The organism is Streptacidiphilus pinicola, assembly GCF_003258295.1.
GTDB lineage: Bacteria > Actinomycetota > Actinomycetes > Streptomycetales > Streptomycetaceae > Streptacidiphilus > Streptacidiphilus pinicola.
On sequence record NZ_QKYN01000040.1, the window covers coordinates 25,889 to 39,198 of the forward strand.

13 protein-coding genes are annotated in these 13,310 nt (G+C 71.1%); 7 read left to right on the forward strand and 6 right to left on the reverse strand.

Translation table 11 applies throughout. The annotated features are described in order from the left end of the window. Positions 1–29 precede the first annotated feature (29 nt). Positions 30–1,550, forward strand: a complete 1,521-nt coding sequence (locus DN069_RS11110) for an APC family permease (protein WP_111500747.1) — start codon at positions 30–32, stop codon at positions 1,548–1,550. 198 nt (positions 1,551–1,748) lie between these two features. On the opposite strand, the gene DN069_RS42830 is transcribed toward DN069_RS11110, so the two are convergent. From DN069_RS42830 to DN069_RS42590, 5 genes are all read right to left on the reverse strand, one after another. Further along, positions 1,749–3,194: an Ig domain-containing protein gene (locus tag DN069_RS42830; RefSeq protein ID WP_111500844.1), complete on the reverse strand. Its 1,446-nt coding sequence runs from the start codon at positions 3,192–3,194 to the stop codon at positions 1,749–1,751. Positions 3,195–3,791: 597 nt separating this feature from the next. After that, entirely contained in the window at positions 3,792–4,865 is a 1,074-nt protein-coding gene (locus DN069_RS11120) for an acyl-CoA dehydrogenase family protein (protein WP_243639091.1), read from the reverse strand. After that, positions 4,862–6,049, reverse strand: a complete 1,188-nt coding sequence (locus DN069_RS11125; RefSeq protein WP_111500748.1) for an acyl-CoA dehydrogenase family protein — start codon at positions 6,047–6,049, stop codon at positions 4,862–4,864. The genes DN069_RS11120 and DN069_RS11125 overlap by 4 nt, the downstream gene beginning before the upstream one ends. A gap of 324 nt (positions 6,050–6,373) precedes the next feature. Beyond that, the gene (locus tag DN069_RS11135) at positions 6,374–6,640 is read right to left on the reverse strand and encodes a Uma2 family endonuclease (protein ID WP_243639093.1); all 267 of its coding nucleotides are present in this window, start codon (positions 6,638–6,640) and stop codon (positions 6,374–6,376) included. Positions 6,641–6,778: 138 nt separating this feature from the next. Continuing rightward, entirely contained in the window at positions 6,779–6,904 is a 126-nt protein-coding gene (locus DN069_RS42590) for a hypothetical protein (protein ID WP_341538461.1), read from the reverse strand. A 375-nt stretch (positions 6,905–7,279) separates the two neighbouring features. Here DN069_RS42590 and DN069_RS11145 point away from each other — a divergent pair, with 375 nt between their 5' ends. Continuing rightward, entirely contained in the window at positions 7,280–7,483 is a 204-nt protein-coding gene (locus DN069_RS11145; protein ID WP_111500751.1) for a cold-shock protein, read from the forward strand. Between the two features lie 132 nt (positions 7,484–7,615). Beyond that, on the forward strand, positions 7,616–8,518 hold the full coding sequence (locus DN069_RS11150) for a hypothetical protein (protein ID WP_111500752.1): 903 nt from the start codon (positions 7,616–7,618) through the stop codon (positions 8,516–8,518). Positions 8,519–8,560: 42 nt separating this feature from the next. Here the strand turns inward: DN069_RS11150 and speB are convergent, their stop codons facing one another. Beyond that, entirely contained in the window at positions 8,561–9,508 is a 948-nt protein-coding gene (gene speB, locus DN069_RS11155; RefSeq protein ID WP_111500753.1) for an agmatinase, read from the reverse strand. 115 nt (positions 9,509–9,623) lie between these two features. Here speB and DN069_RS11160 point away from each other — a divergent pair, with 115 nt between their 5' ends. The 4 genes from DN069_RS11160 to DN069_RS11170 all read left to right on the forward strand — a co-directional run bounded on the left by DN069_RS11160 (position 9,624) and on the right by DN069_RS11170 (position 13,239). Further along, the gene (locus tag DN069_RS11160; RefSeq protein ID WP_341538462.1) at positions 9,624–10,895 is read left to right on the forward strand and encodes a PucR family transcriptional regulator ligand-binding domain-containing protein; all 1,272 of its coding nucleotides are present in this window, start codon (positions 9,624–9,626) and stop codon (positions 10,893–10,895) included. After that, positions 10,896–11,075, forward strand: a complete 180-nt coding sequence (locus DN069_RS42595) for a helix-turn-helix domain-containing protein (RefSeq protein WP_341538463.1) — start codon at positions 10,896–10,898, stop codon at positions 11,073–11,075. It abuts the gene before it with no gap. A 170-nt stretch (positions 11,076–11,245) separates the two neighbouring features. Next, entirely contained in the window at positions 11,246–12,088 is an 843-nt protein-coding gene (locus DN069_RS11165; RefSeq protein WP_111500754.1) for a polysaccharide deacetylase family protein, read from the forward strand. Further along, a complete protein-coding gene (locus DN069_RS11170) occupies positions 12,085–13,239 on the forward strand; it encodes a GNAT family N-acetyltransferase (protein WP_111500755.1) in 1,155 nt (384 codons plus the stop codon). Before DN069_RS11165 ends, DN069_RS11170 begins: the two co-directional genes overlap by 4 nt. The last annotated feature ends 71 nt before the right edge of the window (positions 13,240–13,310 follow it).

Here is a 13,310-nt window from a genome sequence, read left to right on the forward strand (position 1 = left end):
CGGGCCGGACGAGGGTCACACTCGTAGCCATGTCCGACTCAAGTGCACGTCCCCACTCGAGTTCCGGCTCATCCGTCGCGGCGGCCGACGCCGCGCCCCGGGAACCGCGCCTGCGCAGGACGCTGAACGTCTGGCAGGCGGTCGGCCTGTCCATGGCGTTGATGGCGCCCAGCATGGCGGTCAACATCAATCCGCAGGCCGCCGCGCCCAGTGTCGGGCGCGCGGTGCCGCTCACCTTCCTGATCGCCGCCGTCGGCGTCCTGCTGGTGGCCTACGTCTTCGTCCGGCTGTGCCAGTACTTCCACCACTCCGGCTCCGTCTACGCCTTCGTCGGCGCCACGCTGGGCCCGCGCTTCGGCGTCGTCGCCGGATGGGGGCTGGTCGGCACCTACCTCTGCTACGGCGTCACCACCTCCTCCGTGGTCGGCATCTTCGGCACCTCCTTCCTCCAGCGCACCGGCGTGTGGCCGCATCCGCCCGTGGACGCCCCGTTCCTCCTCACCGGCTGCGTCCTCGTCCTGGCCTGGTGGTTGACGGTCGCCTCGGTGCGCCGCGGCACCAACGTGCTGCTGACCGTCGAGGGCGCGACCGTGGCGCTGATCCTCGCCATCAGCGCCGTCGTGCTGGTCCGGCTGGTGGCCGGGGACGCGCCGGCCGGGCATCGGTTCACCCTGTCCGTCTTCACCGTGCCGCCGGGCACGGCACCGTCCGCGCTCTTCCTGGGCGTGGTCTTCGGGTTCCTCTCCTTCGCCGGCTTCGAGGCCGCCGCCACCCTCGGTGAGGAGGCGAACGAACCCCGCCGCGACATCCCCCGCGCCATCCTCGGCACCACGCTCTTCGGCGGGGTGTTCTTCGTCGTCGTGACCGGCATCGAGATGATGGGCTTCGGCGCCAACACCGCCGGGGTGACCGCCTTCGGCAGCTCCGCCTCGCTGATCGGCGACCTCGGCGGGGCGTACCTGAGCCCGTGGGTGGGCGACGCGGTCACCCTGGGCGCGACGGTCAGCGCCTTCGGCTGCTGCCTGGCCTGCACCGTCGGCTCGGCCCGGCTGCTGTTCGCGCTGGGCCGCGACAGTTTCGGCGACCGCGGCCTGGCCCGGGTCTCCCGCGCCGGCACGCCCGCCCGGGCGGCGACGGCGGCGTCCCTGGCGATGGCCCTGGCCCTGGGGATCTGCGTGGTGGCGTTCTCGGCGGTACCGGAGGACACCTTCGTCTGGGGCGGCACCGTCGGCACGCTGATCCTGCTGGTCGCCTACGTGCTGACCACGCTGGGCGCGATCCGGCTGCTCTTCGTCCAACGGCGCATGTCCGTGCCCATGTGGCAGGTCGTCATCCCGCTCGCGGCGCTGGCCCTGCTCGGCTACACCGTCTACCGCAACGTCGTCCCCTACCCGGCGTCGGGCCCGGGTCACTGGTTCCCGATCGTCGCGGGCGGCTGGCTGGCGGCCGCCGCGGTCGCGGTCTGCGCCGCCCCGGCCACGGCCCGCCGCGTGGGCCGCCACCTGACGGACGCCGAAGGCCTGCGCGGCGACCCGGATCGATCCGGTTGACGGGGATCTGGGGGCCCGAGCCCCCGGCGAGCGGCAAGCGCGCACGATCGCGCGCGGTTCCCGCCCGACCGGGTGGTTGAGCGCAGGGCAGCCGGGTAGGCGCCCGATGCGGGCTCCCGACCTTGCGGCTCGGAACGCCCGCCCCGCGGGACCCGGCCCCCCGTCCGGGTCCCGCGGCCTGCGACGGGCCGTCGCGACTCAGCTGATGCTGACCGCGGTGTCGTCGATGACGAACGAGGTCTGCTTCTGGCTGTCCTCGGTGCCGGTGAACTTCAGCGTCACGGCCTGGCCCGCGTAGCCGGACAGGTCGAAGGTGTGCTGGCTGTAGCCGGTGTTGGCATCAAGGTTGGAGAACGTGCCCAGCGTGCCGAGCACCGTGCCGGCGGAGTTCAGCACCTGGACGTCGAGGGTGTCGTACGGGGTCGTCGTGGTGGTCTCGGCCGTGTCGGTGTGGAGCCAGAAGCTGAACTCGTAGCTCGCACAGCCGCTCGGGAGGGTGATGCTCTGGGCGAGAGTGTCGGTGTGCGTGGTGCCGTAGCCGTCGAGCCAGGCGTCCCACGAGCCGCTGCGGGGCGGCTCCGAGCTGCTGTTGTTGATGACTCCGGTCGAACCCGTCCAGGGGCTCAGCGCCCCGCCCTCGAAGCCCGGGTTGCCGAGGAGCTGCTGCGCGCTGCAGCCTCCCCCGGTGCCGCTCGGGTTCACCGTCCAGGTGAACGTGGTCGAGCCGCTCGCGCCCGTCGCGTCCGTCGCCGTGACGGTGACCGAGGAGGTGCCGGCCGTGGTCGGCGTACCGGAGATCGTGCCGCTGGAAGAGTCGATCGTCAGGCCGGCGGGCAGCCCGGTGGCGGTGTAGCCGAGGGTCTGTCCACTGGCCGAGTCCGAGGCCTGGACGGGCAGGCTGACGGCGGTGCCGACGGTGCCGGTCTGACTGCCGGGGCTCGTCACCGTGACGGTGTCGCCGCCACCGGTGGAACCGCCGAAGTTGATGTCCAGGATGGCGTGCAGCTCGATCCCGTTCGGGGCTACGCCGGTCTGGCCGTGCAGGAAGTCGAAGAAGCCGACGCCGGTGACGGTGACCGGGACGTTCACGGTCCGGAAGCTGCCGGTGGGGCTGTACTTGGCGTCGAACTCGTTGCGGGCGTTCGCGATGCCGGAGGCGAGCGGACTGCCGGTGCCCACGCAGGCGGGGTCGGGGATCTCCCCGATCATGGTGTGGCCTGCCCCGTCGTCCAGGACGAGGTGGTAGTCCGAGTCGGCTTCGAGCTTGAACTCGTCGAGGGTCGCGGTGACCTTGAAGACGGTCGTCTCGGTGGGCTGGACGCGGTTATTGGCCGGCAGCGTGCTCGGCGCGGTGCGCGAGGTCAGCGCGGAGATGCTGGTCGGGGTGGACGAGGAGAGGTTGATCAGACCGGCATCGGCGTCCGTGCCGGTCTTCACCGCCCAGCGTTCCACGCCGCAGCTCCCCGTGGTGGCGGCGTGGACCGCGGTGACCTCCTCGCGTTCCTCCTCGTCCGGGCTCGCACTGTGACGCGGGCCGGCGCTGACGGCGCCGGCGGAGAGGAAGGCCGCGAGCGCGACGGCGGCGGCAGCGATCAGAGCGGCGAGAACGGTGGTTCGGCGTCTGGGCTTCTTCAGGCGGGGCATCTTGACCGGTATCACGGGCTGCCTCCCGGCGGATCGCGGCGGGACGAGGACGCGGTGCGGGTACGCCAAGGAGTGTGACGCCGCATCGGTTGACGCGCATAGACCTCACAGGTGAAGGATTGGTGATGCACAGACAGGTGGCCCGACCCGAGCCCAACGCCCAAGCGAACTGCCGTATCGCCGCGCAGTTCCTGACGTAGCAGAACCCCTCGGGTAGGAGTGGTGAGTTCCAGGCTGGGACGGCGCGAAGATCGCGTCAAAAGATCCTGGTCCGGCGTAAGGCCGGCGTAAGGAAGGTGCTTCGCGCCCGGCGGACGGGTGTTGGATCAAGGTCAACGGCGGGACGCGTCAGAAAAGCGCAGTACGCCCCGCCGAGCACCTTTGTGGGTCGGACCGCCCGCCGACGGCCACACCGGCCCGCAGAGGTGCACCCGGGCACGGGACGGCGGCGGCCCGCACAGCCTCCTGCCGCCCCGTGTCCGGGTGCCGACACAGATCCGCGCACGGGCGGACGAGTGCCGGGCTCTGCTGACGTAGCGGGCCACCCGACTCACCCCGAGCGCGGGCGGCCATGACGTGCGGTCAGCGCGACGGCGGCTACCGCGGGGCGGGCAGATCGACCAGCTCGGCGAGGCGGGCGCGGTGGGCGCCGGCCGTGCCGAGGGCGATCTGGTCGGCCTTGGCCCGCTTGAGGTAGAGGTGGGCCGGGTGCTCCCAGGTCATGCCGATGCCGGCATGCAGCTGGACGGCCTCCTCGGCCGCGAGCACGGCGAGGTCGCTGACGTAGGCCTGGGCCACGTTGCTCGCGACGGCAGCGTCCGCGTCGCCGGCGGCCAGGGTCGCCGCAGCGTATCGGGCGGCGGCCGTGGCCGACTCGACGCCGATGGCGAGGTCCGCGAGGCGGTGCTTGATCGCCTGGAAGCCACCGACGGCGCGCCCGAACTGCTTGCGCTCCTTGAGGTAGGCGACGGTGGTCTCCAGGCACCACTGGGCGACGCCGACCTGCTCGGAGGCCAGCAGCGCCGCGCCCGCCGAGAGGGCGTCGCGGACGGCCATCTCCGCGTCGGCGACGACCAACTCCCCCGCAGCGCCTGCCAGTCGAACATCGGCCAGCTGGCGGGTCATGTCGAGCGACACCACCGGGGTGATCTCGGCGTCTGCTGCCGAGACGGCGTGGACGGCGCCGTCAGCGACCACCAACAGCACGTCGGCTTCGATCGCGCCGGCGACGCTGGTGACCGTTCCGGTGAGTCGGCCGTCGGCCGCCTGGATGACCGGCAGCGGGGTGTGCGGGGCCGTGGACAGCGGGACGAGGAGCGCCGCCGTCTTCTCACCGGAGGCCAGCTCGCCGAGCAGCGGGCCTTCGCTCTCGCACAGCACCAGGGTGGCGATGACGGCACTGGTCAGGAACGGCACCGGGGCCGCCGCGCGGCCCAACTCCTCCAGCACGACTGCGGCTTCGGCCGCCGTCGCGCCCGCGCCGCCGCGCTCCTCGGGCACGAGCAGCCCGGCCAGGCCGAGCTCACCGGCGAGCGCCTTCCAGAGCACGTCGACCACGGAGCGGTCGCCGTCGTAGAGGGCGGTCACGGCCGTCGCGTCGCAGCGGCCGGCGAGCAGCTTGCGGACCGTGGCCCGCAGGTCGTCCTCGACCTCGGTGTAGAGGAGGTTCACTTGGCCAGGTCCTTCCAGGGCACGTCCTTGTCGACGCGGGGCTCCGACGGGAGGCCGAGCACGCGCTCGGCCATGATGTTGCGCAGGATCTCCGAGGTACCGCCCTCGATCGAGTTCCCCTTCGCGCGCAGGTAGCGGTAGCCCGCGTCGCGGCCGGTGAAGTCGACGTGGTCGGGCCGGACCAGGGTCCAGTCCGAGTAGCGCAGCCCGTCCTCGCCGAGCATTTCCAGCTCCAGGCCGGACAGCTGCTGGGCGATCCGGGCGAAGGTGACCTTCAACGCCGCTCCCTCGGCCCCAGGTTGACCCTGGGCCAGCTTCTGCCGGACCCGCTGGCCGGTGAGCCGGGAGACCTCGGCCTCGACCCACAGCCGCAGCAGCCGGTCGTGCAGCTCGGGGGTGCGCAGCTCGGGGCGGTCGCGCCAGGTCTGGGCGACGACGCCGATCATGCCGTTCTCACGCACCGCGGAGCCGCCGATGGCCACGCGCTCGTTGCTGAGCGTCGCGTTGGCGACGGCCCAGCCCTGGCCGACCTCGCCCAGGCGCATGCTGTCGGGGATCCGCACGTCGGTGAGGAAGACCTCGTTGAACTCGGCCTCGCCGGTGATCTGCCGCAGCGGGCGGACCTCGACGCCGGGGTCGGTCATGTCGGCGAGGAAGTAGGTGATGCCCTGGTGCTTGGGCAGGTCCGGATTCGTGCGGGCGACAAGGATCGCGAACCGGGCGTTGTGGGCGCCGGAGGTCCACACCTTCTGGCCGTTGACGATCCAGTCCCCGTCGCCGTCCTCACGCACCGCGCGGGTGCCGAGAGCGGCGAGGTCCGAGCCCGCGCCGGGCTCGCTGAACAGCTGGCACCAGACCTCCTCGCCCGTCCACAGCGGGCGCAGCAACCGCTGCTTCTGCTCCTCGGTACCGAACCGGAGGATGGTCGGGGCGGCCATGCCCAGGCCGATGCCGTTCGTCTTCCTGCCGTTGTCCGGCGCACCTACGGCCTCGAAGAGCGCGTCGACAGCGGGCTGCCAAGCCTGCGGCAGGCCGAGACCGCCATGGCCCTCCGGGAAGTGCACCCACGCCAGCCCCGCGTCATACCGCGCCCGAAGGAACTCCAGCCGCTCGGTCGTCGCGGGGTCGTGCGCGGCGAGGAACTCCTCAACCTGCCGCCGCAGCCCCTGTTCGTCGATGGTCATCCTGCCTGCCGCCTTCCCATGACTAAGCGCTTGCTTAGAGACTCTGCTGGGTCCGCCCCTCCACGTCAAGAGACACCCCCCGGACGGCGGAGCTCCGCGCTCCGCTTCCAGGCTTCCCGTGCACCCCGGTGCACCGCTTCGATCACCTCGGCGTAGGCACGCTCGACGACCGGCCGTTTGATCTTCAGGCTGGGAGTGAGCTCGCCGTGCTCGATGTCGAGTTCGCGGTCTCTCGCGGGCGCACCGGAGCCGCGGGGCACGAGGCCGGGGTGGGCCGCACGTTGCAGCGCGTCATTCACCCGCCTGCAAGGCGCGGCACCGCATTCACGCTCCGCCGCCGCGCTCAGCTTCGGGGTACGGCCGCCACTCGCGCGTGTCGATGCCGACCGTTCCGGCTGGAAGATCCGCGACGATGGTCTGTCCGAAGACACCATCGCTCTTGTGCGCGTACATGCCCTCCGCGAGGAGGAAGACCTGCCAGGTGGCGTCACGCGGGTCCACGATCACGTACACCGGGATGCCGTGCCGCGCGTAGAGGTCGCGCTTGGTGTGCCCCTCCCACGCACGGTCCATGTCTGTCTGCTCGCTCACAAGAGCCACCGTAGTCGGGCAGGGCGCCCGCACTGCTCCTGGACCGCCGGAGGAGCAATGACCAGGGGCGCGCTGCCCTGACCCTTCACTGAGCCAAGGCCCCGCCGTCCCTCGCGAACGCGCGCGGCGTCGCCGGCATCAGAGCTTTGTCATGGCGGTGAACGGCGTGGCGATGCGCCGGTGGGTCGTGCCGAAGTCCACGATCACCGAGGCGTCGTCCTCCACCGCCACCACGCGGCCCAGACCGTGCTTGTCGTGCGACACCCGGTCACCGACAACGTACTGTTCGGGGGCTGGTGCGGCCCGGCGGATGAACGGGCTGGCGGGCAGAGTGCGTCGGGGTCCCTCAGATCTTGTCATTACCGCAAGTATGCGGCCACGGAGCCCGTGCACCACAAGCCCCATCCGCGACCTGGCGATCCGCGCGCGCTCGAGCACGCGCGGCCCAGCGGGAGGAGCCGCGGCCTGTTACGCTTTCTCCAGTTGCAGTAGTGGTTCCCATGAACTTTGTGTGCGCCTGCTCTTGTCTGCAGGCGCATTTTTGTTTTCCCGGCTTCATGCCCGGGTGGGTGCTCATCGCGGCGACTCGGAGCGTGCAGCGTGCATGCTCCGGACAGCCCCTTGAAGGAGATAGTTTTCATGGCTCATGGCACCGTGAAGTGGTTCAACGCGGAAAAGGGCTTCGGCTTCATCGAGCAGGAGGGTGGCGGCCCGGACGTCTTCGCCCACTACTCGAACATCAACGCCCAGGGCTTCCGTGAGCTGCTCGAGGGCCAGAAGGTCGAGTTCGACGTCACCCAGGGCCAGAAGGGCCCGCAGGCCGAGAACATTCGCCCGCTGTAGTTCTTCTGCCGTGGCACCCGCCTAGCAGCGAGGGGCCCGCACCGCGTCCAGTACCCGGTGCGGGCCCCTCGGCGTTGCGCAGGCCCGGCCACAGCCGCCCCCGACCACAGCCGAACCGAACAGAGGCCGGACGTGCACCTCGAAGACGTCCTCGAATCCGCCGCCGAACTGCTGCCGAGCGGTCGCGCCGAGACCGCCCGCGCCCTCGTCGCCAAGGGCGACCACGCCGCCGCGCTGGGAGCCCTCGCCGAGGCCGCGGACCAGCACCCCGCACCGCCGCGCTTCTGGGAGTTCCTCACCGACGCCGCCGAACAGCTCCCCGGCGCACCCGGTGCCGCGTGGTACCGCTGGCGCACCACCGAGGCGCTTCGCGGACAGTTGCGCATCGACCTCACCCTCGCCACGGACCGCGACATCGCGCCGATCCCGCCGGGACGCAGCCTGGAACCCCTGTGGGACCTGGGCGAGCACGCCGTCAGCAGCTACCGCGCCGTGCTCGTGGCGGCACTGTGGCTGGAGGGCGACGAACCCCTTCGCAGCGGCGGCCGGGCCGTCGGACGACTGCTCCCCCTGGACGACGCGCACTGGCACAACCTGATGCCGGGCGATGTGATCACCATGCGCGACGGGGAACGAGTCGTCGGCAGCGCCACCATCCTCGATGTGGCCTGGCCCGATCCCCCCGCCGAGCAGGCGCCCGACGCATTGCCGGCCGGATTCGGCGACCTGCCCCTCCCCCCGCCGCCGGTCCATCGCGTCCGCGCCAGGACCCACGCCGAACACACGACCTGGCCCAACCCCGACTGCCCCGTCCGGGTGTCCGCCCTGATCCCGAACCTGCGTCACCGCTACGTCCGCGTCATGCGCGCGAACGGCTCCGTCAGCCAGCCCTACCCGTGCGCGACACACGCCGAGTTCGTCCGCCACGTGTCCCACGAGCGCCCGGACATCGACCCCCGGGACCCGGACGAGATCCACTGGGACGACAATCCCGACATCTGGCCCGCCCAACACGCTCCCCGTGGTGGCAACTGACGACGTCACAAGGGCCGCCCGCACGGTCGGGCGCGGTCACGGTCACGGCCGGCCGCCCAGGGCGAGCAGGCTGACCAGGTCGTAGGCGACGTGCGAGGCGGCCATCGAGGTGATCTCGGCGTGGTCGTACGCGGGGGCGACCTCCACCACGTCCGCGCCGACCAGGCGGCAGCCGGCCAGACCACGCAGGATCTCCAGCAGCTCGCGGGAGGTCATGCCACCCGCCTCGGGAGTGCCGGTGCCGGGGGCGTGGGCGGGATCGAGCACGTCGATGTCGATGGAGACGTACAGCGGACGGTCACCGACGCGCTCGCGCAGCTGCTGGACGATCTCGTCGACGCCGCGCCGCATCACGTCGGCGGAGGTGACGATGCCGAAGCCAAGCTTCTGGTCCTCGTCCAGGTCCCCCTTGCCGTACAGCGGACCCCGGGTGCCCACATGGGAGAGCGCGGAGGTGTCGAGGATGCCCTCCTCCACGGCCCGGCGGAAGGGGGTGCCGTGGGTGTACTCGGCACCGAAGTAGGTGTCCCACGTGTCCAGGTGCGCGTCGAAATGCAGCAGCGCGACCGGACCGTGGCGGCGGGCCACGCTCCGCAGCAGCGGCAGGGCGATGGTGTGGTCGCCGCCGATGGTGACCAGCCGGGCGCCCGTGTCCAGCAGTTCGCCGGCCGCTTGCTCGATCGTCTCGATCGCCTCGTTGATGTGGAACGGGTTGACCGCGATGTCCCCGGCGTCGACGACCTGCTGGGCGGCGAAAGGCGACACGTCCAGGCCCGGGTGGTAGGGCCGCAGCAGCCTGCTGGCCTCCCGGACGGCGGCGGGCGCGAAGCGGGCCCCCGGCCGGTAGGAGACGCCGGTGTCGAAGGGCACGCCCACCACCGCGACATCGGCCCGCTCCACCTGGTCCAGGCGAGGCAGCCGCGCGAAGGTGGCGGGACCGGCGAAGCGCGGGATCCGCGAGGAGTCGACGGGACCGATGGGGTCGGGCATGGGACGTTCTCCGTTCCTGCTGACACGGCGCTGTGGGGCGCGCTGTGCGGACCAGTGTGCGGGGACCGGATCGGCTGGACAATTGTCGCTGCCATGAAGCACTAGCCTGTTTCTTGTGGCAGAACACAAACTCAGCGTCCGGGACCTGCTGTCCTTTCCCGCCCTGCAGCTGCGGGTGCTCGCGGGTGAGTCCGGGCTGGGACGGTCGGTCTCCTGGGCCCATGTGAGCGAGCTGGAGGACCCGACGCCGTGGCTGCTCGGCGCCGAGGTGATCATGACGATCGGCCTGGCCGTCCCCCGCGCCGCTGCCCGCCAACGCGCCTATCTGGAACGGCTGGACGACGCGGGCGTGGCTGCCCTCGCCCTCTCGGCGCAGCTGCACGTGCCGCCGCTGCACCGTGGCTTCCTGCAGGCCGCCGAGGAGCGAGGGATGCCCGTGCTGGAGGTGCCGCTCGCGGTTCCCTTCATCGCTGTCGCCCAGGAGGTGGCCGCGGCCGTCCAGGAGAGCGCCGAGCAGCGCCTGGGCGCCCAACTCCAGGTCTTCGGGGCGCTGCGCTGGCTGGCGGCCGAACGCCTGGACACCGCCGAGCTGTTCCGCAGGCTGGAGCAGCTCTCCGGCTACCAGGTGTTCCTGTGCACCCCGCAGGGACGACCGCTGGTGCCCGGTGTTCCCGTGCCCGATCCGGCCGTGCTGCCCGACTCCGTCGAGGCTCCGCCGACCATCCCCGGCGGCTTCGCTCTCCCCGTCCTCGCGCCCGGTGGCCCCGCCGGGTTCCTGGTCGCCTTCGAACGCGAGGGCGCGCGTCCCGCGGGGCTCGCCGTCGTCCAGCACATCGCGACGGTGGCGGCACTGCATCTGGCCATGGTCCGCCAGGAACGCGAGACCCTGCGCCGCGAAGGTGCGGAGACCCTGGCCGAGCTGCTGCAGGACGTCCTCGACCCGCAGACCGCCAGGCGCCGCCTGCGGCGGCTGGCGATCGAGGGCGAGGCTGTGCTGCTGATCGTCCGCGGGGCCGGCGAGGACGACCTTCTCGGCCGCCTGGACGAGCTGCCGTACCTGCTGCTCACCCGAGGCAAGGAGCGCTATCTCCTCGGCTCACCCGACCTGACCCAGGCGGTCAGAACCATCCCGGGCGTCGCGGCCGGCATGAGCCGCCCCTTCACCCCGGGCGAGTCGCTGCGGCTGGCGGAGCGCGAGGCGCTCTGGGCCGTGGCCAAGGCCGAACAGTCCGGCCGCCCCCTGGTCGCGTACGGGGACGACACCACCGGCCGCTGGCTGCCCGAGGACCCGACGGTCCTGCGTGCCCTGGTCGACCACGTCCTCGGCGCGGTGCTGCGCTACGACGCCACCCACAACGCCGACCTGCTGCTCTCCGTCCGCACCTGAATGGAACGCGACCGCAGAACCGAAGCAGCTGCCCACGCCCTCCACATCCACCCGAACACTCTCGCCTATCGGCTTCGCCGCTTCGCCGAACTCACCGGCCGCGACCCTGCCACCACCGAGTCCTTCGCCGAGGTCTGGCTTGCCCTGCGGGCCGCCGACCAGCTCGGGCTCACCTCCTGATCACTTCGTCGCGCGCGGTTCATCCGTCAGGCCCGTTGAGCCCGTTTGGGTGATCGTGGGCGGCCATTTCCCATGCGCGGCTGGGCAGCTGGGATTTTCCGGATCCGGGGGCAGTATCGTGACTGCGCCTGTACCGCGTGTGTCCGGGGTCACCTCACTGGAGTGATTTGATGAACGCTCGTCAGCTGAGCGGAACGTTGATCCGTCGAACGCGGTCGCATCGAAATCCCTGGATCCTGATGTATCACTCAGTGGACGTCTACCAGGAGGATCCGTATCTGCTGACGGTCACTCCGGCGAGATTCGCAGCTCAGATGCGCTGGCTTGAACGTCGGCGGTTGCGCGGGGTGAGCGTCTCCGAGCTGCTGCAGGCTGTTTCCGCCGGAACCGCGGACGGTCTCGTGGGTCTCACGTTCGACGACGGATATGCGGACTTCGTCGAGAACGTGCTGCCGGTCCTGAAGGAACGCGGGTTCACGGCCACCGTCTACGTCGTGGCAGGACTCATGAGCGGCACCAACACCTGGGATCCCGATGCGCCGCCGAAGCCGTTGCTCTCCCGTGACCAGGTCAAATCCCTCTCCGATGCAGGCATCGAGATCGGTTCGCACTCGCTCAACCACCGCTCCGTCCCCTCGACGACGGGCGCAGAGTTGACGGCGGAACTGATGAGCAGCCGTGAGATCCTCCAGGAGGTCACCGGCGTTCCGGTGACAGGGTTCTGCTACCCGTACGGGGACGTGAACGCCGAGTCGGTCGCGGCGGTGCGCTCGGCGGGCTACGAGCACGCGTGCGCGATCGCCCACAGCGACCTGCCCACCGCGTGGGCCCTGCCGCGAACCTACGTCGGCGATCGCGACAACAGCCTGCGACTGCTTGCCAAGCTGGCCAGACACGCCCTGCGCGGATGGCGTCGACGTGCGACCGTCCACCCCACCAAGACGGACGATGTCTTCGACCTGCCGACCGATGGACCTGACGCCAGGGGCACCAGCCTCGGAGCCGCCCGATGACCACCTCGGTCGGCTCATCGCCGTGGTCGGTCGTGATGCACAAAGGCGACCGAGCCCTTGCCGACTTCGACGACGGCGTCTGGGACGATCTGGTCGATCGCTGTTCCGCCGCAACCCCTTTCCAGTGCTACGCCTGGCTGGAGTCGTGGTGGCGGTCCTACGGACGCCCGGGACGGCTGCGACTCGTGCTGGTCCACCATCGGGGTCGGCTGGTCGGCGCGGCGCCACTGATACTGCGCCTTCGCCCCTTTCCCGTGCTGGTTCCGATCGGCGCCGGGCTGAGCGACTTCGGCGACGTCCTGCTTGACGACGACCTTGCCGAGCAGACCGCGGAGGTGCTCGCCCAAGCCCTGGCACGAACGTCCTGGACGTTGGTCGACCTTCGCGAGGTCCGGGCGAACGGGGCAGCACAGCACCTCTACCGTCACTGGCCCGGCGTTCGCTGGCGCCTGCCCGACTCGGTCTGCCAGCGCTTGCCCGGGGTCCCGATGGAAGAGCTGCTGCAGCGTCTGCCAGGGCGATCAGCCAAGCGAATGCGCGCCAAACTGCGCAAGCTCGACTCGGCCGGCGTCGTGGCGCGGGCGACCGCGCCGCACGAGGTGCCCGACGCCGTGGCGAGCCTGCTACGGCTGCACAAGCTGCAGTGGGAGGGCCGACGCGTGACTCCCGAGCATCTGCACGACCGGTTCGCCACCCACTTGACTCGCGCGGCCGCCTCCATGGTCGGCTCAGGACGAGCCAACGTGCGTCAGTTCCTGTGCGACGGCGAGCTGATCGCTTGCCACTTCAACGTTCACGGTCCCGATTTCACCGGTACCTACCTGTACGGGGTGCTCCCGACGGCGCGCGAACATCTCGACATCTCCGGCATGTTGTTGCGTGAGTGCCTGGCTCACGCGCACCTGACCGGGCGGTCGGAAGTCAACCTGCTGCGGGGAACTGAGCCCTACAAGGAGCGATGGCGCCCCGAGCAGGCCCGCAATGAACGCCTGCTCATGGGGGGTTGGGCAGCCATGTCCGCCTTCGGCTCCGCGCTCTGGCTGCGTACGCGAATCGTCCAGATGGCGCGCAGACAACCCTGGCTGGTGCAACTGCGGAGCAGACTTCGCGTCCTGGCGTCCGCGTCGCTGCCGAGCCGCCCCCAAGCATGACGCTGTCAGCTCAGCCCCCCGGCCCCTCCGCACCCCCTGCCGGGGCCCCTTCCGATTCGGCACGACGTGGT

Coding starts and splice junctions, on each gene's coding strand:
- DN069_RS11110 (WP_111500747.1), top strand. CDS start 30: ATGTCCGACTCAAGTGCACGTCCCCACTCGAGTTCCGGCTCATCCGTC.
- DN069_RS42830 (WP_111500844.1), bottom strand. CDS start 3,194: ATGCCCCGCCTGAAGAAGCCCAGACGCCGAACCACCGTTCTCGCCGCT.
- DN069_RS11125 (WP_111500748.1), bottom strand. CDS start 6,049: ATGACCATCGACGAACAGGGGCTGCGGCGGCAGGTTGAGGAGTTCCTC.
- DN069_RS11145 (WP_111500751.1), top strand. CDS start 7,280: ATGGCTCATGGCACCGTGAAGTGGTTCAACGCGGAAAAGGGCTTCGGC.
- speB (WP_111500753.1), bottom strand. CDS start 9,508: ATGCCCGACCCCATCGGTCCCGTCGACTCCTCGCGGATCCCGCGCTTC.
- DN069_RS42595 (WP_341538463.1), top strand. CDS start 10,896: ATGGAACGCGACCGCAGAACCGAAGCAGCTGCCCACGCCCTCCACATC.
- DN069_RS11165 (WP_111500754.1), top strand. CDS start 11,246: ATGAACGCTCGTCAGCTGAGCGGAACGTTGATCCGTCGAACGCGGTCG.
- DN069_RS11170 (WP_111500755.1), top strand. CDS start 12,085: ATGACCACCTCGGTCGGCTCATCGCCGTGGTCGGTCGTGATGCACAAA.